Genomic DNA, 25,203 nt, shown 5'->3' with positions numbered 1-25,203 from the left:
CCTCTCTCTTAGGCGGCGCAGCAACGCGCCCACGCTACACAACGTCAGAACAGTTTCTTGAGTCGTTGCAAATACTCTTTGCACTCCATCATATTCTCTTCGCCGAAGTGGATGCTGAGGTAGTCGATGTAGGAGTCGATCTCGTCGCGGATGTAGGCCAAGTTCAAGCTCTCGAACTTACGCAAAATCTTGTTGCACAAGACGTAGTCCAAGCCGTCGATCTCGGTGCCGCCGCACCCGACGTAGACGGGCACGAACTCGTTCATCTGCTTGACGATACGATTACCAAACGCCAAGCGGAAGTGCTCGATGACATAGTCGTCCATATCGGCGAACTTCTGCACGTTCTCCTCGCTGACCTTGTTGGCGACCATCGCCTTGGCGTACAAATCTTCCAAATGGTGATAGTTGAGGTGCAAGAGGGGCGTGACTTCGCAATCGAAGGGTTTGGCCTTGCTGTTGATGTTGATGGGCATACCACGGTCGTACACCTTATCGGAAATGGCGAAGGTAGAGTCGTCGTTGTTGGCGGTGCCGACATACCACATATTCTCGGGCAGACGGAAACGACCTTTTTCGAGCAACTTGGGGTCGGAAGGCCAGCCGGAAGGCACCAAGTCGACGATCCATTGCTCACGCGAAGGCATTTCCAATATGGACAGCAACTCGGCGAAGTAGTACTCGACACGGGCGATGTTCATCTCGTCCAAGACGGTGAGGTACACGTCGTCCGAATAGCGGGCGTCGTACATGGCACGCAAGACCTCGGTCTCGTTGAAACGCTTGGTGAACTCGTTGAAGTAGCCGAAAATCTCGGTACGGTCACGCCAAGACGGTTGGACGGAGGCGATGGTGGTGGGGTTGTCAAAGAAGTGCCCCAAACACTCGGGAAGGGAGGTTTTACCGGTACCGGATATACCTTGGAGAATCATCAAACGCGTGGTGGCCATAGAGGCGAAAAACAAGCGAATGATCTTGATTTCGTAATACAACTTACGCCAAGGACGCTCGGCATTGTTGGCGGCGTAGCAGCGGAAACGGTCGCAAATCTCCTCCAAGGTGATGTCGTCATCGTAGTGACGCTCGGGCTTCCAGTTGGCCCACTTCTTGTCCACCTCGGTGAGTTTAAAGAAGCGGCTCTCGGCCTCTTTGTGCTCGTCGTCGGAAGTTTCCTCTCCCTCGTAGCCCTCGCTGATGTCGTAGCCCTGCTTGCCTATCTTGATGCCGAGGATACGGTCCTTCTCCATGTTGGTCTTGACAAGTTGACGTTTGAGCTCGGCCACCTCGTCCACCAAGTCCTGGTCGATGACGCCGCCCTTGGCGCGCAAACGCTTGATAAGACGCGCGACGCCCCAACAAATGAGGAATACGATGGCGATGAGTACGGCCAGCACCAGTACCACGACCAGAATGCCGACAACCCACATGCCCGTGTTGCCCTCCTCACCGGCGGCGTTCTTGATGATGCTGATATATTGGGGTATGTTGAACATACCGGCAATACCACCGAAGATGCCGATGAATATCTGCAAGAAGCCGTTGGAGAAGAATTGTTCTAATAACGCTTTGAGTAGTTCGCCCATTGTTCACTCCTTGCGACCGAAGCCGCATAAGTTGGTTTGTTGTGCAACGCGCATGGCGTTGCGTATCATCTATTATCTATTGTACCAAAGTTTTGGTATTATTTCAATAGGGTTTATAAATTATTTCGCGCGTACGCGAAGTTTCGCTCCGATGGAGCGGATAAATCCATTCTGAGGAATGGGAGAAATCCGACATCCGTCGGGTGAAATCCAAGGCTACGCCTTGGGTGAAATCCACCTTCGGTGGGATGTGGGCGCGCAGAGCGCGAGTGACGTACCGCTTCGCTGCGTAGCGAGGGTTGGGTGCCTCTCACAAGGGGATCCTTCGACACACAATGGCAGGTGCCATTGTGGCTCAGGATGACGTGCGCGTCGAGGGGACGGTGCCCTACTGGGTGATGGTCTGCTCCTCTTGGCTGAGGGTGCTGAAGCCGAAGCGCATCGTGAGTTTGCCGCCGATACGCGCATCGACCGTGTCGGGATCGGTGCCCTCTATCCATACAGCCAAGGTGTAGCGTACGCGGCCGTGTGGGTCCAACATGCAATACGCAGGATCCGTAACAACGCCGGTACCGGACTCTATGAAATTGGTGCACATCCAAGGAGAAGTCTTGTCCTCCGCATTGTAGTTGGGATCGGTGATGGTGCGCAACGTGCCGCCGTCTCGGCCATTCTCATAGGCGACTTGTTCGGCAGAACCATCCTCTTTGGCCTTGGCGTAACACGCCCACTCCATGTGGCTGAAATCATCGTTGAGACTTGCCTGCACGAAATTGCCCTCTTCATCCACCTGCAACACCTCTCGAATGACCAAGACACGCACACAATCCTCCAATTTGTTGTAGGTATCGGTGATGGTTATCAATTCGCGATATTCACACGGTTGATCACCTAAATTGGTGAGATAAAAACTGCTGGCATAGAAACTATCGAGGTTGGTATAACTGCCGTCCTGCGTGCGGAACTGATAAAAGGGCAAAAAACTATACGACATATCCATCATTTCGGAAGGGCCACGCGTAGTAAGCTGAGTCGTCGTCCTTGCGAAAGTAGACTCTTCACTAAGGGCAAGTACGCCACGACCACGGTCAACCGTAATGCGGAAGTCGTTGTTGTCTACGAAGGCCAAAACCGCATACACCGTGCCCGTCAGCAACAACGCGATGAGTACGAACACCAAAAACACGGTGGCGAGTTTGCGGCGATGCACGCGGCGCTCGACCGACTTGCGGACATATATGTAACGATACTTGCCTGCATCGGCAGTCGTAGCGGCGTTGGGGGTGGAGTCTTTTTTGGCCATGTTTCATTTCTCCTTGGATGGGGAGTTTTAGAGGGTATACCTCTACTAATGGGATGTTTCGGTCTATTGCCCTTCAGGCGCAACACGAAGCCTATGGCTTCGGCTCAACATGACGGACTATTTCATATAGTCATTATACAAATCCCGATAGTCGGGATTGATTGACTCAATTAAACGCTTTTTCTTTGCACGAGACCAACCTTTCAGTTGTTTTTCTCGTAATATCGCATCCTCAATGCGCTCAGTCAACTCAACGTACACGACCTTAGTCACATTGTACCGATCGGTAAACCCACGAAATCGATGATTGCGATGTTCATACAGTCTACGCTGTATATTTGACGTGACACCTACATAGAACACGGTATCATTCTCATTGGTTAGAATGTAGGTGTAACCTTGTTCCATATATAAGTGCCTCTTCTTAGGGGATCCTTCGACACGAGGTCTACGACCTCGGCTCAGGATGACGGTGGAGGACAGTGCCTCTTCTTAGGGGATCCTTCGACACGAGGTCTACGACCTCGGCTCAGGATGACGGTGGAGGACAGTGCCTCTTCTTAGGGGATGTTTCGACTGTACCTCTACCGAGGGGATCCCTCGACAAGCTCGGGATGACCGTTTGGCTCGGGATGACGAAAAGATGGGCATCTTTTCGTAACACGCAAGAAGACTTACTCATTCCCCGACGGGGGTATGAATAAGTCGAAAATGCCTATTTTCTTAGTCGAATATTAGTCTTGTGGTAACGCAGCGTTAATCCTTGCGGAGTACCACTACCGATGGGATATTATGCGCCATCGCTACGCTCCGGGCAATAGACCGACACGAGGTCTATGGCCTCGGCTCAATATGACGGTGTGGCAGCGTTAATCCTTGGGATCGGCGTCGTCGGGGTCGGACTGCTCCTCGTTGGGGGTGTCTTCGGTGGTGCCACTATCAATGGGACCTTTCGACGACGGGACTTCGTCCCTGCTCAAGGTGACGTTGGACTCGGGATGACGTTCCCCTTCGGGCACAACAGTCTCGGACTTGGCGGCTTGCTCGGCGAAGTAAGCGGCGATCTGCTCATCGGACATACCGTTGGCACGCATATACTCGGTGAGTGCGGCGCGCTTGACCTCCTCTTGACTCTGCTTGTCTTCCTCGACTTTGGCCTCGGCCTCAGCCATGGCAGCGGCGCGAATCTTCTTGGCGCGCTCGTCCATCGACCACTTGACCACGACGTACCCATTGTAGATAAACAGCAACGCCAAGGGAATGATGATGACGAGGAAGCTGGCGGTGGAGCCGCTCTTCTCGTAACCATAGCCACCCAACGCATCGGGATCGTTATAGCGGGCCTCGTTGGTGACGACCTTTTTGAAGCCGCCCAACCATAAGGTCACCTTGCCAAGTCCTTTGGCTTTGCCGGTATACTTGCCGATGACATCCTCAATGGTTTTGGGCAAGAAATCCTCTTGTTCCGCATTATCACCTCTCGTGTGAATCTGCGCACCATCAATTTGAGTAATCCTGTGGGTGATGATTTGGTCCTCAATCGCATTGCCCGCGGAGTCGATAACGGTGCCTTTGAAGGCAATGACGTCGCCGACCTTCAATTCGGAAATGGACTTGACCTTCTTGGTGAACATCATATCCCCGGGATTGAGACTGTCGGGATTGGAGCCCATCATAGAGTCGGTCTGAATGGCGAACCAGTTGATGGAGCGATCAGCGGGATCGCTGGCGCCCACCCACACCAACACGGACACCACGATGCAAACAACCACGACCAACGCCTCGATGGTGGTGACCACGATGTCGAGGATGGCCTGCTGCTTGTCCGTAAGGAGTTTTTTGCGTTCTTTGTCGGAACTCATTCTATTTTTACCTCTTGTGGGGCGTATGCACATACGCATACGCGATATAAAATGTGTTTCCCAAGCCCGCTAAATGCGGGCTTAGGAAACGAATTGCTAATTGTTTCAGATGATTATGAATGATTCAGAAAATCATCAGGAATGCGCCGTCGCAGAGAAAGTCAATTCGAATTGCAACGCGGTGCCAGAGTTGGAGTTGACCAACGAAACGCCGTCATACCAAGCAACAATCTTGAACCGCACGACTTCACCATAGGTACGATACTCATTGGTAGTAGCATCCAAGGTGATGGGGTCGATGTAGTTGGTCGCGGTTTGAGTGCCACGAGCGGTACCAGTAGTCAGGTCGATGGTGGTATAGCACTGAGTCGCATCGGCGCCTTGAACGAAAGCAGAAGCTGCTTTGCCGAACTTGACGGTGTTTTGACCTTTGCTATTGAAGAGTTTGACCAACTCCCAATCATCATCACCGGTGGGGGTGGTGCCGTCGGCAGCTCTAACACTCTTGTTGTTGCAGAGAACGGCCACGCACAAGTTGGGGTCGCGAAGGTTAGCAGTAGCAGTGGGATCATAAGCAGCGCTACTCTTCTTGAACGCGATGCTGGGGGTGATATCGACGGCGACGGCAGAAGCACCTTGCGCCATGTTGGTAATCAAAACGTCGGTCGTGACAAACCAGTCACCAGACGATGCTTCGGTGCCCTCTGTATTGACAAATAGCAAGTTGGAGTCAACCTCGTTTGCGATGAACTTCTCGGCAACCAATGCTTCCTCCATCGTCTTATCGGTCGTATAAACATAAGGCAAGATGGGCATCAGGTTGGCTTTGTCGGTCAAAGAAATGGAACCGGCCCAGTCGTTTGACAAATCGTCGGTGATTTGGATACCGGTGCTGGCATTTGCCTTCGCGGTAAGCGTCAAGGTGCTGGTGGTGACAGTAGCACTACCGGTCGCCGTAAACCATGCCAACGAACTCGTGGTCAGGGCAATCGCCATAACGACTACCATAATCACAGACGTGATAAACATTGTTTTCTTCATATATATATCCTCCATTTTTGCCCCATAGGGCTATTTTTGATGTATGACAACCACGCACCTTGCGTAGTTTAATCCGAGGAGACGCGTCGCGTCGGTGAATCGGCTATCGCCGTGAATTGCAACGTTCGTTGCGTTGCGGCGGGTAGACACGGTAATTGGCAGGCGGCGACGCAAAACCTTGCGGCGTATTTCACCTGCTTTTCACAATAGCAGTATATTTTATACACAAAACAATGTCAATACCCTTTTTGAAAAGAAGAGTGATTTTTAATGATTTCTTAATAAAGGTGAGGCGGAGTTTATGTTTGTTAATGGCGGAGGGAGCAAATGCTAAGGCGAGGGAAAGAGAAAGCCGAGGCACAGCATCGGGAGAAATCCGTGCCAAGGCACGGGTGAAATCCGCTCGGACCGCGAGCGGGTGAAATCCGACATTCGTCGGGATGTGGGCGCCGCAAAGCGACGAATGAAAATACCGCTTCGCGGTGCGAGACAGTTGCCAAAGGCAAAGGCGAGATATCGCGCGTGGGCGCGTGCGGGAGGGCGCGCGTATATTTATTGTACGGCACGCAAAGGCGTGGGTGAATTGCACGCTGTGCGTGCGGGCGAGGGCGCGTGTATTTACGCGCGCAATATTTATATGAGGGGGAAGTGCCTCTGCCGATGGGATGTTTCGACACACAATGGCAAACGCCATTGTGGCTCAACATGACGGTGCGGGACGGCGTGAATTGCACCTCTCGTGCGTTGTGGACAAAAAGCGAATAATAATTCGCGCCAAACGGCGAGGCAAAGAGCAAAAGGGATATAACCGTTGATTATAGGCGCGTTTCGCAATTTTTTTGAGAAGTTTGGAGCGAACCCGCAAAGATGGTTGCGTCGGGGGGAAACAAAGTGATAAAATTGAAATATCCTATTTGTTGTGAGGTACAACTATGAAATACGTTGAAAAAGTGTTTGAACAACTCAAAAAAGACAACCCCAACGAGCCCGAGTTCTTGCAGGCGGCACAGGAAATTCTGTTTACCTTGGCGCCCGTCTTCGACGCGCACCCCGAATATGAAAAAGCGGGGCTTTTGGAGCGCTTCGTGGAGCCCGAGCGTATCGTCGAGTTCCGCGTGCCCTGGGTGGACGATAAGGGCCAGGTGCAGGTCAATAAGGGCTACCGCGTGCAATTCAATTCGGCCATCGGCCCCTATAAGGGCGGACTTAGGTTCCACCCCAGCGTCAACTTGTCTATCCTCAAGTTCTTGGGCCTCGAGCAAATTCTCAAAAACAGCCTGACTTCGTTGCCTATCGGCGGCGGCAAGGGCGGCAGTAACTTCGACCCCAAGGGCAAGTCGGACGCGGAAGTGATGCGCTTCTGCCAAAGCTTTATGACCGAGTTGTATCGGCATATCGGCCCCGACGCGGACGTGCCCGCGGGCGATATCGGCGTGGGCGGCAGAGAAATCGGCTACCTCTTCGGACAATATAAGCGCATCAAGGCGCAGAGCGAGAACGGCGTGCTGACGGGCAAGGGTTTGTCCTACGGCGGCAGCCTCGGGCGCACCGAGGCGACGGGGTACGGACTCTTGTTTTACGTGCAGGAGATGCTGCGCGTGAACGGACAGAGCATCAACGGCAAGACCGTGTGTATCTCCGGCTCGGGCAACGTGGCTATCTTCGCATGCGAGAAGGCGCAACAGTTGGGCGCGAAGGTCGTGACTATGTCGGATAGCAACGGATTCGTGTACGACCCCGACGGCATCAAGTTGAACGTCGTGAAGGAAATCAAGTTGGGTCGCCGCGGCCGTATCAAGGAGTACGCCGACCAGGTGGCGGGCGCAACCTATACCGAGGGCTGCAAGAACGTGTGGAAGACGAAGTGCGACGTCGCCCTGCCCTGCGCTACCCAAAACGAGATCGACCTCGACAGCGCGAAGGCTTTGATCGCGAACGGCGTGAAGGCCGTGGGCGAAGGCGCCAATATGCCCTCTACCCTCGAGGCTATCGACGCGTTCCTCAAAGCGGGCGTGCTGTTCGCGCCGGCAAAGGCCGCGAATGCGGGCGGCGTGGCTACCAGCGCGTTGGAGATGAGCCAAAACAGTATGCGCTACAGCTGGAGCAAGGAAGAAGTGCTGGATAAACTGCAAGGTATCATGGTCAATATCCATACCGCGTGCCAAAAGGCGAGCGAAGAGTACGGCTTCGGATACAACCTCGTGGCGGGCGCGAATATCGCGGGCTTCTTGAAGGTGGCCGACGCGATGATGGCGCAGGGAATCGTGTGATAGGGAGGCAAAACGGGCGACTGAGCAAGCTGCTCGGGCTCTCGGTCATACCATGTACGCGGAGACCATTGGGTACTCCACTCGCACCCTTGAACACTCACTCCTTCATCCCGTTTCGCTCTCCCTATCGCACGATGCCGAGGGTGAAATCAATTATAATTACAAAAAAATGGGTTGTCGATGGCAACCCATTTTTTATTTTTCCTTTTTACTCTTCCTATTATTATTCTTGTTTATTCTTCCCTTTTATTCTTCCCTTTTATTCTTCCCTTTTATTCTTCCCTTTTATTCTTCCTGTTTATTCTTCCTGTTTATTCTTGATTTATATTCTTGCTTTTTCGCGCTTCAGGTCGCTAATGACGAGGTCATTCTGCCGGCTCGACGGAGAGGACGGTGGCAAGGTGGTCGGCGACGGTGAATTTGATCTCGTAGGAAGCGTAGCGCATACCGTAGACGCGGCCATCCTCGTGGTAGTGGGGACGGGGATCGGCGGCAAGCAAGGGAACGAGGGCGGCGGCAAGGTCGGGCGGGACGGCGAGGCCGTCGGCGAAACGCACGGAAAGCGGATCGGCCAAACAGTCGGCGGAGAAACCGCCCGCGGCATCCTCTACCCTGTCCACCTGCGGCAGGTAGGGCTTGACGTCGTAGACGGCGGTGCCGTCCACCATATCCACGCCCTCGACCAAAAGTTCGACGCCGTGGTCAGTGCGCAAAACGTCCACCAAACGCAATACGCTCAACCCTATGGGATTGGGACGATGGGGACTGCGTGTGGCGAATACACCCATGCGGCGATTGCCGCCCAAACGAGGGGGACGAACGGTGGGAGAAAACGCGTCGGCGTCGAAGCCGTCGAAGCGCCACAGCACCCATATATGCGAATAGCCCTCCAACCCGCGGAAGGCGTCGGGCGTATCGTACGGGGGCAGAAACACGACGCGACCCCGAAGCGGAACGAGACCGCTTTGGCGGGGGACGCCGAATTTGTCGGGAAAATCGGTGCGGATGTGGGCGATGATTTTCATAGAATCGGAATGCTTCATAGTTAGATAGAGGGGAAACCCGTGGGGTACGGGCGGTTGGGCGCGGCAAAACGAAGGGCGAGCCGCATTGGGTGATGTCGGAAAGAAACGACTTCGGTCAAGTACGGGTGACGGGCGACGAGGCCGTGGAAAGAGCCTGTCGGTCGCGGACATCCTCGACGGTGGCGAGGTCGAGAGAAGGGGGTTAGGTCAAGTACGGGTGACGGGCGACGAGGCCGTGGAAAGAGCCTGTCGGTCGCGGGCATCCTCGACGGTGACGAGGCCGAGGGAAGGGGGTTAGGTCAAGCACGGGTGACGGGCGACGAGGCCGTGGAAAGAGCCTGTCGGTCGCGGACATCCTCGACGGTGGCGAGGCCGAGGGAAGGGGGTTAGGTCAGTGGACGGTAGGCGGCGAAGGCCGTGGGAAGGGCCAAGCGGTCGCGGACGTCCTCGGCGGTGGCGAGCATACAGCCCTCGGGAAGCGCGTCCACGGTGCACCCGACGAGGTAGCCCGACAAACGCCAAGTGACGTGAGTGAAGACGTGCGTGGCATCGGGAAGAGGGGTGACGTGGGTGGCAAATACGCCCCATTCGGTGGCGGCGGCGGGAACGTCCTCGGGGGAAAGCCGCGCCTCGACGAACGGAAGACCATACAGCCCCGACAGCAAGCCCTTGTCGCGGGGACGGGTGACGACGTAGCCAGAAGGGGTGGACAACACGAGGACGGTGACGTCCACCGTGCGGCGGCGCGTCTTGACCACGCGGACAGGCAACTCATCTTGGGTGCCCGCGGCGTAGGCCGCGCATTGCGCCCGAAGGGGGCAGGCGATACAATCGGGGCGGCGGGGAAGACACACCAACGCCCCCAACTCGAACATGGCCTGCGTGAAATCCGAAGCACGGTCGCGCGGAATGAGGGGCGCGAGCAACGCGGTCGCCCTACGCTTCGCCTCGGGCGAAAGAACGTCGGTGCGGTCGTCGGTCAGGCGCGCCAACACGCGCAACACGTTGCCGTCCACGGCGGGAACGGGCAAGCCGTAGGCGATGGAAGCGATGGCTCCCGCCGTGTAGTCGCCTATGCCCGCAAGGGAGCGTAAACCCTCGACCGTATGGGGCAATTCGCCCCCAAAATCGTTCATAATTTGGCGCGCGGCGCGTTGGAGATTGGCGACGCGGTTATAGTAGCCCAACCCCTCCCACAACTTGTGCAAAAGGTCGGACGGCGCCGCCGCGAGGTCTGCCACGGTGGGCAAAGCCGCCATCCAACGGACGTAGTAGTCCTTGACCGCAGAGACGCGCGTCTGTTGGAGCATGATCTCGCTGATCCATACGCCGTAGGGCGTGGGAGAACCGCGCCAAGGCAAATCGCGCTTGGCGGCGGCGTACCATTGGAGAAGTGGGGTGACGATGGACTGCATCAAAGCAGGAAAATATTGCCCCGACGGCACTCCTCGCGCGTGGCTTCGTCCCAATAGGAGACCTGTACCTCGCCGATGTGCGCCTTCTCGAGCAACAACATACACAAACGGGATTGACCGATGCCGCCGCCTACCGTCAAAGGCAAGGTGCCGTCCAACAAAAGGCGGTGGAAATACAACTCGGCGCGCTCCTCACAGCCTGCCTCGGCAAGCTGACGAAGCAAAGCGGCTTTGTCTACGCGAATGCCCATAGAGGAGATCTCGAACGCCATATCCAAGAGGGGATTGTAGACCAAGATGTCCCCGTTGAGCGTCCAATCGTCATAGTCGGGCGCGCGGCCGTCGTGGCGGGCGCCCGAAGGCAATTTGCCGCCGATGTGCATAAGGAAAACCAAGGGATGCAAACGGCAAAACGCGTTCTCGCGCTCCTTGGGCGTAAGGTCGGGATAGGTCACCTCCAACTCCTCGGCGGTGACAAAGGTGATCTCGCGCGGGAAACGATAGGTCAACTCGGGGAAGAGGGACAAGAGAATGTGGTCGGCCTCGGCGATGGCGTCCACGATGGACTGCACGGTCTGACGAAGGAACGCCTCGGTGCGGTCGTGGGCGGATATGACCTTCTCCCAATCCCATTGGTCCACGTAGATGGAATGGAGATTGTCGCATTCCTCGTCGCGGCGAATGGCGTTCATGTCCGTATATAGCCCCTCCCCTACGCTGAAATTGTAGCGATACAACGCCAAACGCTTCCACTTGGCGAGGCTGTGCACGATTTGAAGACTGCCGCCTTGGTGCAGGGTGTCGAAAGAGACGGGGCGCTCCACGCCGTTGAGGTCGTCGTTGAGACCGCTGCCCGCATCCACGAACAAGGGGGCGGACACGCGCTTGAGGTTGAGTTTGTCACCGAGCATTGTCTCGACCAACTTCTTGAGCGTACCGATGGCCATTTGGGTGCGATAAACGCTTAGAACGGATTGATAATCTTTGGGAATAAGGGTCATAATCCACCTCTTACCCGCCTCGGCGGGTACTTGATATATCCATTATACTACATAGGCCGACCGTTTTTCAAACGTTTGGCGGGAGAAAATGACGCGCTACGCGCGAATGATAATTCGCTTCGCTCAAATACGATTCCGTTCGGTCGAACGATAACTCGCGCACGGGGCGCTCGGTTTGGCGGTTCAGTCCACCGAAAATACGTACGAAGTATGAGCGCGGTAGGTCTCGCCCGCAGGGAGCGTAACCGAGGGGAAATGGGGCTGATTGGGCGCGTCCGAATAGCCCTGCGTTTCCATGCAAAATGCCGATTGATAGGGATAAGAATGCTTGCCTACGACGGTGCCGTCCAAGAAGTTGCCCGTATAAAACTGCAAGACGGGGCGGTCGGTGTAGACGGTCATGCGAATGCCCGTGCGGGCGGAATAGGCCGTGGCGACGGGGGTGGAAACGGCGTGCGGCAGCAAGACGTACCCGATATCATACCCGCCTTTGCCTATGACGGGGGGATGGGCAGGCGTGAGATACGCGCCCACGGCGTGCGGGGTGCGGAAGTCGTACAAAGTGCCCGCTACGGGCGTGAGTTCGCCCGTGGGAATGAGCAGGTCGTCCGCTGCGATGACGCGGTCGGCCGCAATGGAAACCTCGTGGGAAAGAACCGAACGAAAATCGCCGTCCAGATTGAAGTAGGCGTGATTGGTGAGATTGACGGGAGTGGCCCTATCCGCCGTGGCCTCGTAGTCCAACGATAGGGCGTTGGACTCGTCAAGCGTGTAGGTGACGGTGACGGCGAGCGTGCCGGGATAGCCCTCTTCGCCATCGGGGGACACGTAACGCATGGTAATATGGCCGCCCTCGGCCTCCACGACCGTCCAAAGCTTGCGATCGAAGCCCTCCAATCCGCCGTGAAGGTGGTTCGGCCCGTCGTTGTGGGCAAGACAATAAGTCCGTCCGTCCAAGGTGAAACGCCCGCGGGCGATGCGGTTGGCCACGCGGCCTACGAGCGCGTTGAAATAGGGATTGTCCCCCCTGAACTCGTCGGGCGTATCGAAGCCCGCCAAGACGTCCACGAAGTCGCCCGAACGGGTGGGCACGTGCATAGAGAAAAGGCGCGCACCGTAGTTGACGACGCGAACGCGCATACCGCGCGCGTTGGACAGTTCGTAGAGGGATATGCCCGTGGGGGAAGTGGAAATAAAAGTAGTCTGCATAAGTTTCTCCTATCGGCGAATGCCGCCATGAGCCTGAATGGCTCGAATATCCTATATACGTGGGGTGTGCATTCAGGTCAACTGCAACAAGTTGCCGACCATACACAGCACGGGCCCGACCAAGACGAAAACGTGAAACACCGCATGCGCGAAGCGGCGTTTGACCCCAAAGAGCGCCGCCCCCGCCAACGAGGACGAAAGCCCCGCAAGGTGCAACCACACGACGGGATATCGGCGCACGACGCCCGTGGGAGAGAAGTAGGCGGAGAGGAAGGAGCCGAACATCAACGCGCCCACGACGAAGGCCGTGACGACGGCAAACCGTTTGAAACGGTCGAAACGCCGCAAGCACAAAACGAGGGTAACTGCGACCAACACGAAGCAAACGGCGAACGCCGCATAGCCGTACGCCCTATGGTATAGAAGGCTGAACGCCGAGCCGCACGCCAAGACGTTGAGGCTGACGGCTGGATAGTCCAGCGTGCGCCAAACGCGCTTGCGCTCGAGGTCCTCGGCGGCGTGATAGGCCACCGAAACGGCGTACTGCACGCCCAACAAAAAAGGAGACAGCGAGGCCGTTAACAGCGAAGCCGTCGTGCGGGCGCGAACGACCATCAAAGCAAACAGCACCAAAGCCGCGACGACGCCCGCCAAATGCGTGGCGACGTGCAAGGTCTCCTCGGCGGGGGTGTAGTACACCAAGCCGCGACGGCGATATTCTTGGACGAGCACGGAGTCGGGAGCGTTCATCGTGCGGCTACGCCTCTACGCCTCGGTAGAGCCGATAGTACAGCCCGCCCAATGCCATGAGTTCGTCGTGCGTGCCGCGCTCCTCTATCCGCCCCGCGTTCATGACCAAAATGAGGTCGGCGCTCTTGATGGTGGACAAGCGGTGCGCGACCACGAAACTGGTCTTGCCCCGCATGAGCACGTCGAAGGCGTGATTGACCGCCTGCTCGGTGCGCACGTCGATATTGGACGTGGCTTCGTCCAGAATGAGCAAAGAAGGATTGGTGAGCAGTACGCGGGTGACGCAAAGGAGTTGTAACTGCCCTACCGACAAACTGCCGTCGTCCGAAATGACGGTGTCGTAGCCCCGGGGCAAGCGCGAAATGAAGGAGTGCGCGTGCGTTTGACGGGCGGCCGCTTCCACCTCGGAGAGCGTGGCCTCGGGCGCGCCTATGCGCAGGTTGTCCAACACCGAGGCGTGCCGTACCCAAACGTCCTGCAACACCATGCCGATATTGCGGCGAAGGTGCCGACGGGGCAAATCCCCTACGGGGATATCCTCTACCGCGACGACGCCCGCGTCCACCTCGTAGAACCGCATGATGAGGTTGATGAGGGTGGTCTTGCCGCAACCCGTCGTGCCCACGATGGCCACGCGCATACCTTTGTACACCGCCACGTCGATATCACGCAAGAGGGGCTTGGCTTTGTCGTAGCTGAACGCCACGTGCGAAAGGCGCACGCGACTGACCTCGGCGGGAAGGGACATAGTCCCCTCGTCCTCTTCGGGCGGCAAGGCCGCAAGCTCGGCCACGCGTTTGAGACAGACCAAGGCGTTCTGCAACTCGGTGATGACGCCCGAAATCTCGTTGAACGGCTTGGTGTATTGATTGGCGTAGGAAAGAAGCACGGTGAGCGAGCCTACCGTCAACGCTTCGCCCACGCCCAAAACGCCCGCAGCCGAAAGCGCACCGACCGCGGCAACCGCGGCGTAGACCACCGCGTTGACGAAACGCGTCATGGGATTGGTGAGGGAAGAATAGAAAACCGCCTTTTCGCTCTCGGCGGCGTAGCGCTCGTTGACCGCGTCGAACGCGGCCTGTCTGCCCCTCTCCGCCGAATAGGCCTGCACCGTCTTTTGACACGAGACCGACTCCTCTACCACGGCCATCTCGTCCGCGCGAATGGCGGCGGCACGGGCGAAACGAGCGTGCGTGTGACGGGAAATGGCGCGGGAGACGAACAAGGACAAGGGCGTGACGAACAGCACGACCAAGGCGACCACCCAATTGATGACGAAGAGAATGACCAACGTGCCCAAGATGGTGGCAAGCCCCGAAAAGAGTTGGGAAAAACCGAGCAACAAGCCGTCCGTAACGGTCTCGACGTCCGCGATCACTTTGCCCAACGTGCGCCCGGTGGGCTGACCGTCCAAGTAGGACAAGGGCAAACGCTGCAAGTTCGTCAAAAGATCCACGCGCATACGATAGGCGATGAGATAGGTGGCGCGGTTGTAGAGGACCTTGGCGCCCCATTGGGCGGAGGCGGCGACCGCGACGAGCACCGCCATCATAGAAAGGTGCCGATAGAGCCGCGGGAAATCGACCGCGCCCACGACCATGCCGTCTATGGCGCGACCGATGAGAATGGGCACGCCCAAAGTGGCCGCGACGTTGAGCGCGGTGAGCGCGAGCCCCAAAGCGAGCAAACCCCATTGGGCACGTAGGTAATGACGCAAAAACCTCATAGCGTACCCCCCTTTTGGAGTTCGTCAATCTCCCGATAGACCGCGCACGAAGCCATCAACTCGTCGTGCGTACCCGTGGCGATGATCTTGCCCTCGTCCATAACGGCGATGGCGTCGGCGTGCGAAACCGCGCTGACGCGCTGGGAAACCGTGATGACAGTCATGCCCTCTTTTTTGAGCGCCGCGCGCAACTTGGCGTCCGTCAAATTGTCCAGAGCCGAACTGCTATCGTCCAAAACCAGCACGGTGGGGTGCGTGAGCAAAGCGCGGGCGATGGCAATGCGCTGGCGTTGCCCGCCCGAAAGATTGCGCCCGCCCTCGGCCACCTCGGCGTCCAATCCGCCCTTGGCGGCGACGACGTCCGCAGCCTGCGCCAACTCGACCGCGTGCATGATCTCCTCGTCGGTGGCGGCGGGATTGCCCAACGTGAGATTGTCACGAAGGGTGCCCGTAAACATAACGGAGTGTTGCATGACCACCGCAACGGCGCGGCGCAAGGCCTCTTTGGGATAGGCGCGAACGTCTACGCCCGCAAGCAATACGCGCCCCTCTTGGAAGTCGTAGAAGCGGGGAATAAGCCCGACCAAACTGCTCTTGCCCGAGCCCGTGGCGCCGATGATTCCCAAGGTTTGCCCATAGGGCAGATCCAGACTGACGCCGTCCACGGCGGGCATACTGCCCTCGGCGTAGCGCATACGCACGTCCTCGAAGCGGACGGCGTAGGGCGTGGAGACCGCCTCGGGCATGACGTCGGGGAAGGTCTGCGACGAAGTGACGTCGAAGGTCTCGGCCAAGCGACGCCCCGAAGCAATGGCGCGGGTGAGCAGAACGACCAAGTCCGTGAGTTTGAGAAGTTCCACCAATATCTGCGTCATATAGTTGTACATGGCGACCAGTTGTCCCGTGGAAAGCGCACCGCGATGAATGCGCAAAGCGCCCACGTAGACGAGCGCGATGACCGCGCCGTTGACGACGACGTAGGTGAGGGGGTTGAGCAAAGCCGCCACCCTGCCCGCGCGGCGTTCGACATAGGTGAGATTGCGGTGCAAGACCTCGAACCGCGCCACTTCGCTATGCTCGGCCGCGAACGCGCGCACCACGCGCCGCCCCGTCAAATTCTCCCGAACGGCCTCGGTAACGGCGTCCAACCGCTGCCGCGACAACTTGTATAGGGGCACCGTGGACAAAGTGACCGCGACCACCACGACCGTGAGAACGGGAATGAGCACGGCGAAAAGCCACGCCGACGAATCCACCGTGAAAGCGGCGATCATCGCGCCGAACACGATGAAGGGAGAACGGAGCAAAAGGCGCAAGGTCATGTTGACGCCGTTCTGCACCTCTTGGCAATCCGAATTGAAGCGGTTGACCACGTTGGCCGCGCCCAACTCGTCCAACTCGGCGAAGGAAAGGCTTTGGACGTGACGGAAAAGGTTTTGACGAAGGGATTTGGCCACGCCGACGGCCGTCTTGGCCGCGAAATACTGCGCGGAGAGAGAAAAGGCGAGCCCTGCGGCGGCAAGCGCCACCATGAGCCCTACCCTGCCCAAAATATAGCGCGCGTCACCCGACGGAATGCCTTTGTCGATGACGTCGGCCACGAGAAGGGGCACGAGCAACTCAAAAATCGCCTCTGCCAATTTGAACAAAGGTGCCAAAATCGCTTGCGCGCGATAGGGACGTAGGTAGGGGAAGAGCCGTTTCACGCATTCATCATATCATAACGCGCGCGTAAATGCAAGCGGTATGGGCCGAGCAAATCATTAGGTTGCGCGCGCATACGCGCGTAGCGAAAGAATAAACGGGGGCCGCTCGGTATTGCGCAACGCGGAAAGGCGCGAAAATGAGTGCAAAAAAAGTTTGAGAGCGTTGGGAAACATTCTCAAACTTTGAAACATGCCGATTGAAAATTACTTGGACGCTTTGAGACGATCGAGCGTGCGGGAGATGGTCGCTACCTTGCGGGCCGCGGTGTTGGCGTGCAAAACGCCCTCGGCTTGCGCTTCGTCGATGATGGACACGGTCTCGGGGAACAACTTCTCGGCCAAAGCGAGGTCGCCCGCTTCGACGGCGGCGTTGAACTTCTTGACGGCGTTCTTGACGCGGGAACGGATAGCGGTGTTCTTCTCATTCTCTTTGCGAGAAACTTCGATACGCTTCTTTTGCGATTTGATATTTGCCACGATAATTACCTCTTTGTGTGTTATTTCAATGTGTATTCTACCATAAGTCGGGCGGTTATGCAAACATTTTGTACCCATTATTTGAAATTAATTTGGGGAAAGTCCCTTAAAATCCTCGGCGGAACGGGGACGGCGCCGCCCGAAAAGGCCATAGTCGCCTCGGCGGGACATAAAAGCGGGCGGCGGGAACATACTACCCTTATGAACGAACGAAGAGAATTGGCGTTGGAAGCCCTCGAAACGGCGGGGGTAAAAGGGGAACGGGTGCGCCTGTCGGGCGCGGTGGAAATGACGAGGCACGACGTGGAAGACGGGGGCCTGCGCCCCAAAGGACGATACCTGACCTTGACAATGAACGGAGCGAAATGGGGCGAGGACGCGGTGCGGGGCATCGAACACGCGCTCGACCTACTGCGCCGCGAAAACCGCCTGAAAAAGGGGCGCGTCCTGGTGGCGGGCTTGGGCAACCGAAACCTTTTGTGTGACAGATTCGGGTGGGACGTGGCGGACAAAACGATACCAAGCGAGCGTTTGGCGACCTTTTGCCCCATGGTGAAAGAACAGACGGGGCTGGAGTCGGCGGATACCCTGCGGGCGATAGCCGACCTGTGGAAACCCGACCTCGTGCTGGCGGTGGACGCGTTGGTGTGCAAAAATCCCAAATACCTGATGGACACCGTAGAACTGTCCGACGCTGGGCTGACCCCCGGGGGCGGCGTGGGTAGACCGAAAAAGGGAATCGACAAAGAGTCGATGGGCGTGCCTACGTGGTACCTCGGCGTGCCTACGTTGAGTTTCGTCAACCCGTGGGAAAGCGCGTTGTGCGTGACGAGAGAGGATATAGTCAAAAAAAACGCCGAAGCGGTGGAAGCGGTGGCGGCGGCTATTATGCGCGTATTTGCGAAACAAGGAGGAGATAAATGAGCAGAATTTTGATCGTGGGCGCGTCCGACGGCATAGGTTTGGAACTCGCCAAGGCCTACCTCGAAGAGGGGAACGAAGTGTGCTGCATAGCAAGGCGGGATTGTCCCGTGGCGGGCGTGACGTCCTATCGCGCGGACGTGGCGGACGAAGCGCAACGACAAGCGGCTCTACGCTACCTGACCGAACGCGACAAACTGCCGCATACATTCGTCTACTCGGCGGGAACGAGTATATGCGCGCCCGCCGAATATACGAAAGACGAGGATATGCGCTATCTGTGGGAAGTCAACTACTTCGGGTTCGTGCGAATGGCGCAGGCGTTGCTGCCCCATCTCGAACAAGTGAAGGGCAAAATCGTCGCGGTGGGCAGTATGGCGGCGGTGGCGCCCATACCCTTCGACGCGCATTACTCGGCGACGAAAGCCGCCCTGAACGCGTTTGCGGCCGTGCTGGCCGAAGAAGCCAAACCCTACGGCGTGTGGGTAACGGTGGTTCTGCCCGGGGGCACGGCAACGGGATTCAGTTTCAAGCGGAAAGCCTACGGGGAGGAAGACTGCGGCAAATACTACGCCGAAGCGAAAAAGGCCGCCTATACCCTGGGAAAGATGGAACAAACGGGCATGACGCCCGAAAAATGCGCCGAATTGATGAAGAAACATATCGACGGCGGTACGGGATTGTACTACCCCGTGGGGTGGGAAAACGGTGCGACGTACGCTTTGTGCAAGGTGTTGCCGCAAGGCGCGAAAGATAGGGCGATACGCTATTTGTACGCGACGGATAAAAACGAATAACACCTTGCCGTCCCGTAGCATATACCGTAGATATGGGATTTGCATACGAGAATAAGCGACTGCATTTCGTGGGCGCGGGCGGCGTGAGCATGAGCGCATTGATGCGGATATGCCGAAGTCGGGGCGCAATAGTGAGCGGCTCCGATAGAACGGACGGGCCTACCTTGCGGGCGCTACGGGAAGAGGGATTCGACGTAGCGGTGGGACACCGCGAAGACGTTGCTGCACGCGCGGACACGTTGGTATATACCTCGGCGGTGAAAGAGGACGACCCCGAAAGGGCGGTCGCCAAGCGACAGATAGAAAGAAGCGAACTGCTGGGCGAGATAGCCGCCCTATACCCCACCGTCATAGCCGTGGCGGGAACGCACGGAAAGACCACGGTGACGGGAATGCTGGCGTGCATACTGCGCTCGGCGGGCGTGCCCTTTACGGCGCATATCGGAGGAAAACTCGCGGGCGAAAGAAGCGGCGCCATCATTGAGGGGAACGACGTGTTTTTGACCGAGGCGTGCGAATATAAACGCCATTTCCTGACCTTGCGCCCCACGGTGGGCGTGGTGACGAACGTGGAGTACGATCACCCCGATTGTTACGAAAACCCGGGGGACGTGTACCGTGCATTTGCGACGTTCGGGACGCAATGCGGCAAATTGATAACCGAGGACGAAGAACTGCGCAAAGAGGTAAACGAGGCGAGCGCACGCACGAATGCACATACGAACATATCGGCGTATGCGCATATCGACATACGACCGTCGGGGAAAAAGCCCAACGAATATCTGTGCACGTGCGGAAATCTGCAGATACCGCTATCCTTGGGCGTGTGGGGCGGGTTCAACCTGAAAAACGCCGCCTACGCGGTGGCGGCGGCGCTCGAACTGGGGATAGCGCCCGACGCGATAGGACGAGGGCTGTCCGCATTCCGCGGGGCGGAACGGCGACAGCAGACGGTGGGCGAATGGAAGGGAATGCCCGTCGTGAGTGATTATGCCCACCACCCGACCGAAATATCCGCGTTGACCAAGGAAGCGCGGGCGCACTTCGGCACGGTGGCCGTGGTGTTCGAGCCGCATACGTACAGTAGGACGCGGGCGCTCATGGACGAATTCGCGACCTGCTTCGACGCGGATCAAGTGTATTTGCTGCCTACCTTCGGTGCGCGGGAAACGAAAAACGAAGAGGTGGACAAAAACCTCTTCGACGCGCTGAAAACACCAAATAAAATCTATGCCGATTGGGGAGAAACGCGGAAATTACTCGCGCGATTGCCGCAAAAATACTACGGCGCTATCCTCTTCGTGGGGGCCGGAAACGTGGATGCGTTCGCGAAAGAATTGGTCGCGTCAGAACAAAAGTAATGCGTAAAAGTTATCGGATAGAGTCTAACGCCTTTTGATACTCGGCCAAAATGCGCTCGGACACGAGAGAGCGCACGTCGGCGTTGATGGGGTGAGCAATATCTTTGAACTCACCGTCAGGGGTTTTCCTACTGGGCATAGCTATAAACGGACCTGCATTACCCTCGATTATCTTGATGTCATGAATTGCGAAACTGCCGTCGATCGTAATGGAAGCCACTGCTTTCAACTTGCCACCGTCTGGTTTTGCCAGTCGAATACGTACATCGGTTATTTCCATTGTGATACCATCCGTTTGGTTTTGTTGATTAATTATACCATAGTATGAGTCGCGTGTCAATACTTAAAATTTTTTGAAACTTCATTTGCGGCAAAGAATTCAATAGGGACAAATGGACGCGAACGGCGAACGGAACGACGGGCGGCGGACGAACGCGAGGAAAACGCGTATTTTTGCAAGCCGCGGCTTGCTTTTTGGGCGAAGTATGGTATAATCAAGAAAGATTGTCGGACGAAAATCGTCGATGTCGGGCTCGATATTGCCCGCAAACGCGACGAAAAGAGAGGATGAGATGACTTTGAAACAATTTTTGCAACGATCGTACACCGCCTATCACGCCGTGGAAAACGCGGGGAAAATGCTCGAAGAAGCGGGATTCCGCAAAGTGACGGCGGAAGAATTGCCCGCGCTCCATGCGGGAGATAAGGGCTACGCCGTCTGGGGCGGGACTACCCTCGTCGCCTTCAAAGTGGGCGAGGACGCGCAAGTGACGCTGGCGGAAAGCCATACCGACTCCCCCGCGCTGAAAGTCAAAACCGCGGCGACCGTGCCCTCGAAGGAAGGCTACCGCATCAACGTGGAAAAGTACGGCGGCGGCTTGCTGTACAGTATGCTGGACGTGCCCCTACGAGTGGCGGGGCGCGTGGTCGTGGAGACCGCGACGGGCGTGGAAGCGAAGTTGGTGGTGAGTAAGCAAACGGTGGTGATACCGTCCTTGTGCATCCATCACAACCCCGACCACAACGATTTGAGCCTCAACGTGCAGACGGATATGCTGCCCCTCGTAGGCGACGTCGAAAACGTGTACGATTGGGTGGCCGAGGGCGAGAAAGTATTGGACGCGGACCTCTACGTGGTGGCGGACGTGGAACCCTTTGCGTCGGGCGCGAAAGGGGAATATCTGTCCTCGCCGCGGCTGGATAACCTGACCTCGGTGTACGCGAGCGTGCGGGCCTTGATAGAGGCGGAACCGAAGGGAATCTCCGTGGCGGCGGCCTTCGACAACGAAGAGATAGGCTCGGGCACCAAACGGGGCGCAGCATCCGCGTACCTAAAGGCGTTCGTAGAGAAAATCGTCGAAGCGGCGGGACACAAAAACGCGCAAAAGGCGATGACGGACGGATTGGCCTTGTCTATCGACAACGGGCACGCCGTGCACCCCGCGCATCCCGAGAAAAGCGACGTGGTAGACGGGCCGGTGCTGGGCGGCGGCGTGGTGGTGAAGCATCACGTCAATTACGCGACGGAAGGGCTGTCGGCGGGTATGTTCAAGCGCATAATGGACATGAGCGGCATTCCCTACCAAGACTACTATAACCGCTCGGATATACCTTGCGGCTCCACGTTGGGGAACATATCGGCGCGAAACCTGCTGATGGATACGGTGGACGTGGGAATCGCACAACTGGCGATGCACTCGGCCGTGGAGACTGCGTGCGAAAAAGACGTGGACACAATGGAAAAAGCCGTGAAGGCGGTGTTCAACGCGAGACTACGGAGAGAAGGAAACGAAGTGAAGATAGAATTGTAATCACAGATTACGAAGTGAATTGCACGCCGGGCGTGCGTGAATTGAAGTTACGCCCGCGTGAATTGCCGCCTTGTAGCGGCGTAAATTGCGACCTCGTTGCATTGTGGTAGATAAGATGGCGAGGAAAAAGGGGACGAGGCTCTACTTAGGGGATTCCTCGATAAACTCGGAATGACGTTGGGGTGGTTCTGCTTAGGGAATTCCTCGGTCTATTGCCCTTTAGGCGCAACGTCAGCCTATCGGCGGGAGGGAAACGAAAAGTATCAAACTATCCGATAAAAAACGCGGCAATCCAAAAGAGATGGCCGCGTTTTTCGTATGACGTATGGGGGGAATCAGGCCCAACTGATGGTGTCGGTGGCGACGTTGAGGGTGCCCCACTTGCCGTCCAACTTGACGTGCGCCAAGCCGTTGGTGACGGCGGTGCCCGCCTCGTAGCGGAAGGGAATGACCACCTCGCCCGCTTTGTTGATGTAGCCGCACTTCTCCTCATCCGAAACGCACGCGTACCCCTCGGAAAAACTGGAAGCACAGACGTAGCGATAGGGAATGACCAACTCGTTCTGCCGATTGATATAGCCGAACAGTTGCTTGCGTTCTACGCAGGCGAAGTCCTCTTTGAAATTGAACACTTCGTCGTAGATGGGGGGAATGACCTCGATGCCGTCCTTGGTTTTGAAGCCCCACTTGCCGCCGCGCTGAAACTTGACGTACACGTCCGTTTCCTGCTCGATGCGGGGAAGGCGCACCATCTTGGGCTTGGGGAACACCTTGTCCAACGTGAGATTGTCGTCATAATCCCGTCTTTGGTCGGGACGTTTGTTCTTATTTTTGTCCTTGCGGCCGTTGCGGTCGCCCTCGGCGTTTTGGTTTTGGGGACGATTGCGATTGCCCTCGGCGTTTTGGTTTTGAGAGCGATTGCGATTGCCCTCGGCGTTTTGACCTTGGGGGCGATTGCGGTCGCCCGTACGGTCGTTGCCCTTGCGGTCGGAGCGCTCGTCACGCCTTTCGTCGCGTCCTTGACTGCGCTCGCCCTGACGGGAAGACTTGCGCTCGGCGTCCTGCCGACGACCGTCGTTCGGTTGGGGTTTGGCAGAAGACTCGTCGCTCTGCGCGGGCTTGTCGTCGGGGCGGAAGTCCACGCCCAACGCGGACAAGCAGCGCGAAAGGTCCGCAAGCTGGCGCTTGCCGAAACTCTGCACGCGGAACATATCGCCCCTGCGACGGCGAACGACGTCGCCTACCGTGGCGATCTTGCCCGCCGTGAGAACGGCGAGCGTTTGGTCGGAAAGCCCGATTTGGTCGATGGGTTTGGCCAATATCTCCGCATCGTAGGGGGGCGTATAGGCGTCGGCCGCATTGGGGCGCGGGCCATGCCGTCTGCGATTGCGATTGTTGTAACGCGGTTTGTTGGAATTGTCGTCCATAATAACCTCTATAAGTGTAGTATCAATATGATACCACACGGAAAGAGGATTGTCAACTTTTTTGCCTTTGTAGGCGCGGGCGGAACGTGCCGTGCCTATAAAGAGAAAGAAAAATCTTGCCTGCGGCAAGGATAAATCCGTGCGGTCGCACGGGAGAAATCCGCGCGAACCGCGAGCGGGAGAAATCCGACGTTCGTCGGGAATCGGGCACGCAAAAGGCGTGAATGAAACTTACACATAGCGCAAGTCGTGACAGGAATAGACGAGTGCATTGTACGCGGCGCGGGCGTAAATCGTGACTTGAACGATTTATCAAGCAATATTTGGTTTTTTCGTGCATTGTACGCGGCGCGGGCGTAAATCGAGGCTACGCCCGCACGAATTAAAGGCTCGGGCGGGTTATTTGCATTTGACCGAGACTTTGCGCCGCCAATGGCAACGGGAGAGGGGAAGGACGACGCCGTAGCGTTTGTAGAGATGGCCGGACACGCTGAAAATATCCACGCCGTCCGCCGCGCATTCGGCAAAGGCCGCCCCCATCGCCTCGTCCATACGGCGGGCGACCAACGCCTCGACCTCGGAAGCGGAAGGCTCGTCCGCGGAAAGATTTTGCTCCAGCACTTTGACCTCGTAGGAATAGCGGCCGTGTACCGTATCGGGGGTGTACGTCCTGCGCCTTTTGGCACCGACTATCTGCACGGTGACGAAGCGGCCGTCCTCGGTGCGGGCGGTGAATTGGCCGCCCTTGGTCTCCACCAAACCCACGGCGGCGGTGACCTCGTTGCCGTAGATATGCACCTTGCCGTCCGCGTCGAATGCCGCCGTGTTGAGCACATCGTAGAGTACGGGCGATTGCTTGTCGGTGGAGGCCTCGTCGCCGCCCGTGGGCTTCTCCCCCGCGACGGGAACGGCGTAGGGCAAAAACTTGTTGCCGCTGACGCCGTCCATCCGCTGACAATAGTCCTTGAGGCTGACCAAACGCCTGCCGCCGAACTTGGTGATGAGCAAATTGTCGCGCTCCATATAGGCGGAAGTGGTGGGCAAAATGGCCACCTCTGCCGTGACCGCCGAGTAAGCCGTACCCTTGACCGCCACCACCTGCACGTTGCCGAGGTCGTTGCTCTGCATAAACTCCTTCATGATGGGATCGAGGGCGGCGTTCAAAAGCCCTTCGCCCACGAACAGCACCTTGCAATGGGCGTAGGACGGATAGAGGCTGGACTTCTTGGTGATGGCGGCCATGGCCTCGCGCAAGGTGGCCCCCCGCCCCACGACCACCTCGTACATGGCGGGGGAATCGGGAGAATTGCCCGCGCCCGCCTGCAACATTTGGGCGGATACCGTGTAGCCCTCTTCGGCCAAATCGATGCCCAACCCGATGACTACGCCGCGCTGTGAAAGGGAAAGGCTCTCGGTGGTGAAGCCGCACACCGCCACCACGACGAGGCACAATAGCACGGTGCCCCAACGAAGTATCGTAAGACGACGATTGCGAACGTCCGAAGTAGTTTTTTTCAT

Annotated in this window: 21 protein-coding genes; 5 read left to right on the top strand and 16 right to left on the bottom strand. The window is 57.3% G+C overall.

Annotated features, from left to right (window positions below):
- Positions 1-44: 44 nt before the first annotated feature.
- The 5 genes from II896_06730 to II896_06710 all read right to left on the bottom strand — a co-directional run bounded on the left by II896_06730 (position 45) and on the right by II896_06710 (position 5,789).
- A complete protein-coding gene (locus II896_06730; GenBank protein MBQ4444329.1) occupies positions 45-1,583 on the bottom strand; it encodes a hypothetical protein in 1,539 nt (512 codons plus the stop codon).
- Positions 1,584-1,971: 388 nt separating this feature from the next.
- Positions 1,972-2,886, bottom strand: coding sequence for a hypothetical protein (locus tag II896_06725; GenBank protein ID MBQ4444328.1), 915 nt, complete (start codon positions 2,884-2,886; stop codon positions 1,972-1,974).
- A 117-nt stretch (positions 2,887-3,003) separates the two neighbouring features.
- Positions 3,004-3,294: a GIY-YIG nuclease family protein gene (locus tag II896_06720; protein ID MBQ4444327.1), complete on the bottom strand. Its 291-nt coding sequence runs from the start codon at positions 3,292-3,294 to the stop codon at positions 3,004-3,006.
- A gap of 461 nt (positions 3,295-3,755) precedes the next feature.
- Entirely contained in the window at positions 3,756-4,748 is a 993-nt protein-coding gene (locus tag II896_06715) for a S26 family signal peptidase (protein ID MBQ4444326.1), read from the bottom strand.
- A 135-nt stretch (positions 4,749-4,883) separates the two neighbouring features.
- Positions 4,884-5,789, bottom strand: a complete 906-nt coding sequence (locus II896_06710) for a hypothetical protein (protein MBQ4444325.1) — start codon at positions 5,787-5,789, stop codon at positions 4,884-4,886.
- Positions 5,790-6,721: 932 nt separating this feature from the next.
- On the opposite strand from II896_06710, the gene gdhA reads away from it, so the two are divergent.
- Complete coding sequence (gene gdhA / locus II896_06705) at positions 6,722-8,059, top strand: NADP-specific glutamate dehydrogenase (protein ID MBQ4444324.1); 1,338 nt, start codon at positions 6,722-6,724, stop codon at positions 8,057-8,059.
- Between the two features lie 365 nt (positions 8,060-8,424).
- On the opposite strand, the gene tsaA is transcribed toward gdhA, so the two are convergent.
- The 8 genes from tsaA to rpsT form a co-directional block, all read right to left on the bottom strand.
- Positions 8,425-9,084 carry a tRNA (N6-threonylcarbamoyladenosine(37)-N6)-methyltransferase TrmO gene (tsaA, locus tag II896_06700; GenBank protein ID MBQ4444323.1) on the bottom strand — a complete coding sequence of 220 codons (660 nt, stop codon included), beginning with the start codon at positions 9,082-9,084 and terminating at the stop codon, positions 8,425-8,427.
- A 386-nt stretch (positions 9,085-9,470) separates the two neighbouring features.
- Positions 9,471-10,499, bottom strand: coding sequence for an A/G-specific adenine glycosylase (gene mutY / locus II896_06695; protein MBQ4444322.1), 1,029 nt, complete (start codon positions 10,497-10,499; stop codon positions 9,471-9,473).
- Entirely contained in the window at positions 10,499-11,500 is a 1,002-nt protein-coding gene (locus II896_06690) for an aspartate--ammonia ligase (protein MBQ4444321.1), read from the bottom strand. The genes mutY and II896_06690 overlap by 1 nt, the downstream gene beginning before the upstream one ends.
- Positions 11,501-11,683: 183 nt before the next feature.
- Positions 11,684-12,709, bottom strand: a complete 1,026-nt coding sequence (locus II896_06685) for a galactose mutarotase (GenBank protein ID MBQ4444320.1) — start codon at positions 12,707-12,709, stop codon at positions 11,684-11,686.
- 72 nt (positions 12,710-12,781) lie between these two features.
- A complete protein-coding gene (locus tag II896_06680; protein MBQ4444319.1) occupies positions 12,782-13,459 on the bottom strand; it encodes a hemolysin III family protein in 678 nt (225 codons plus the stop codon).
- Between the two features lie 7 nt (positions 13,460-13,466).
- Entirely contained in the window at positions 13,467-15,185 is a 1,719-nt protein-coding gene (locus II896_06675; GenBank protein ID MBQ4444318.1) for an ABC transporter ATP-binding protein, read from the bottom strand.
- On the bottom strand, positions 15,182-16,891 hold the full coding sequence (locus II896_06670; protein ID MBQ4444317.1) for an ABC transporter ATP-binding protein: 1,710 nt from the start codon (positions 16,889-16,891) through the stop codon (positions 15,182-15,184). The genes II896_06675 and II896_06670 overlap by 4 nt, the downstream gene beginning before the upstream one ends.
- A 204-nt stretch (positions 16,892-17,095) precedes the next feature.
- Positions 17,096-17,368 (bottom strand): 30S ribosomal protein S20, encoded by a 273-nt coding sequence (gene rpsT / locus II896_06665; GenBank protein ID MBQ4444316.1) that lies wholly within the window; start codon positions 17,366-17,368, stop codon positions 17,096-17,098.
- A gap of 201 nt (positions 17,369-17,569) precedes the next feature.
- Here rpsT and II896_06660 point away from each other — a divergent pair, with 201 nt between their 5' ends.
- The 3 genes from II896_06660 to II896_06650 are packed head-to-tail and all read left to right on the top strand — an operon-like array spanning position 17,570 to position 20,447.
- A complete protein-coding gene (locus II896_06660; GenBank protein MBQ4444315.1) occupies positions 17,570-18,292 on the top strand; it encodes a GPR endopeptidase in 723 nt (240 codons plus the stop codon).
- On the top strand, positions 18,289-19,086 hold the full coding sequence (locus tag II896_06655; GenBank protein ID MBQ4444314.1) for an SDR family NAD(P)-dependent oxidoreductase: 798 nt from the start codon (positions 18,289-18,291) through the stop codon (positions 19,084-19,086). Before II896_06660 ends, II896_06655 begins: the two co-directional genes overlap by 4 nt.
- A 32-nt stretch (positions 19,087-19,118) precedes the next feature.
- Complete coding sequence (locus II896_06650) at positions 19,119-20,447, top strand: hypothetical protein (GenBank protein MBQ4444313.1); 1,329 nt, start codon at positions 19,119-19,121, stop codon at positions 20,445-20,447.
- A gap of 10 nt (positions 20,448-20,457) precedes the next feature.
- On the opposite strand, the gene spoVG is transcribed toward II896_06650, so the two are convergent.
- Positions 20,458-20,727, bottom strand: coding sequence for a septation regulator SpoVG (gene spoVG / locus II896_06645; protein MBQ4444312.1), 270 nt, complete (start codon positions 20,725-20,727; stop codon positions 20,458-20,460).
- Between the two features lie 298 nt (positions 20,728-21,025).
- Between spoVG and II896_06640 the strand changes: the two genes are divergently transcribed.
- Positions 21,026-22,258 (top strand): M18 family aminopeptidase, encoded by a 1,233-nt coding sequence (locus II896_06640; protein MBQ4444311.1) that lies wholly within the window; start codon positions 21,026-21,028, stop codon positions 22,256-22,258.
- A 335-nt stretch (positions 22,259-22,593) separates the two neighbouring features.
- Here II896_06640 and II896_06635 read toward each other — a convergent pair whose 3' ends face one another.
- Both II896_06635 and II896_06630 read right to left on the bottom strand, forming a co-directional pair.
- The gene (locus tag II896_06635; GenBank protein MBQ4444310.1) at positions 22,594-23,685 is read right to left on the bottom strand and encodes a WG repeat-containing protein; all 1,092 of its coding nucleotides are present in this window, start codon (positions 23,683-23,685) and stop codon (positions 22,594-22,596) included.
- 399 nt (positions 23,686-24,084) lie between these two features.
- Entirely contained in the window at positions 24,085-25,203 is a 1,119-nt protein-coding gene (locus II896_06630; protein ID MBQ4444309.1) for a hypothetical protein, read from the bottom strand.

This window comes from Clostridia bacterium, from assembly GCA_017394805.1.
In the GTDB taxonomy this organism is placed as follows: Bacteria; Bacillota; Clostridia; order Christensenellales; family CAG-1252; genus RUG14300.
The sequence above is the reverse complement of the archived record's forward strand: the minus strand, read 5'-3'. Positions and strand labels throughout refer to the sequence as shown.

Bases quoted from the DNA above. Each gene is read 5' to 3' on its own strand.
- II896_06730 (MBQ4444329.1), bottom strand. From the start codon at position 1,583: ATGGGCGAACTACTCAAAGCGTTATTAGAACAATTCTTCTCCAACGGC.
- II896_06725 (MBQ4444328.1), bottom strand. From the start codon at position 2,886: ATGGCCAAAAAAGACTCCACCCCCAACGCCGCTACGACTGCCGATGCA.
- II896_06720 (MBQ4444327.1), bottom strand. From the start codon at position 3,294: ATGGAACAAGGTTACACCTACATTCTAACCAATGAGAATGATACCGTG.
- II896_06715 (MBQ4444326.1), bottom strand. From the start codon at position 4,748: ATGAGTTCCGACAAAGAACGCAAAAAACTCCTTACGGACAAGCAGCAG.
- II896_06710 (MBQ4444325.1), bottom strand. From the start codon at position 5,789: ATGAAGAAAACAATGTTTATCACGTCTGTGATTATGGTAGTCGTTATG.
- gdhA (MBQ4444324.1), top strand. From the start codon at position 6,722: ATGAAATACGTTGAAAAAGTGTTTGAACAACTCAAAAAAGACAACCCC.
- tsaA (MBQ4444323.1), bottom strand. From the start codon at position 9,084: ATGAAAATCATCGCCCACATCCGCACCGATTTTCCCGACAAATTCGGC.
- mutY (MBQ4444322.1), bottom strand. From the start codon at position 10,499: ATGCAGTCCATCGTCACCCCACTTCTCCAATGGTACGCCGCCGCCAAG.
- II896_06690 (MBQ4444321.1), bottom strand. From the start codon at position 11,500: ATGACCCTTATTCCCAAAGATTATCAATCCGTTCTAAGCGTTTATCGC.
- II896_06685 (MBQ4444320.1), bottom strand. From the start codon at position 12,709: ATGCAGACTACTTTTATTTCCACTTCCCCCACGGGCATATCCCTCTAC.
- II896_06680 (MBQ4444319.1), bottom strand. From the start codon at position 13,459: ATGAACGCTCCCGACTCCGTGCTCGTCCAAGAATATCGCCGTCGCGGC.
- II896_06675 (MBQ4444318.1), bottom strand. From the start codon at position 15,185: ATGAGGTTTTTGCGTCATTACCTACGTGCCCAATGGGGTTTGCTCGCT.
- II896_06660 (MBQ4444315.1), top strand. From the start codon at position 17,570: ATGAACGAACGAAGAGAATTGGCGTTGGAAGCCCTCGAAACGGCGGGG.
- II896_06655 (MBQ4444314.1), top strand. From the start codon at position 18,289: ATGAGCAGAATTTTGATCGTGGGCGCGTCCGACGGCATAGGTTTGGAA.
- II896_06650 (MBQ4444313.1), top strand. From the start codon at position 19,119: ATGGGATTTGCATACGAGAATAAGCGACTGCATTTCGTGGGCGCGGGC.
- spoVG (MBQ4444312.1), bottom strand. From the start codon at position 20,727: ATGGAAATAACCGATGTACGTATTCGACTGGCAAAACCAGACGGTGGC.
- II896_06635 (MBQ4444310.1), bottom strand. From the start codon at position 23,685: ATGGACGACAATTCCAACAAACCGCGTTACAACAATCGCAATCGCAGA.
- II896_06630 (MBQ4444309.1), bottom strand. From the start codon at position 25,203: ATGAAAAAAACTACTTCGGACGTTCGCAATCGTCGTCTTACGATACTT.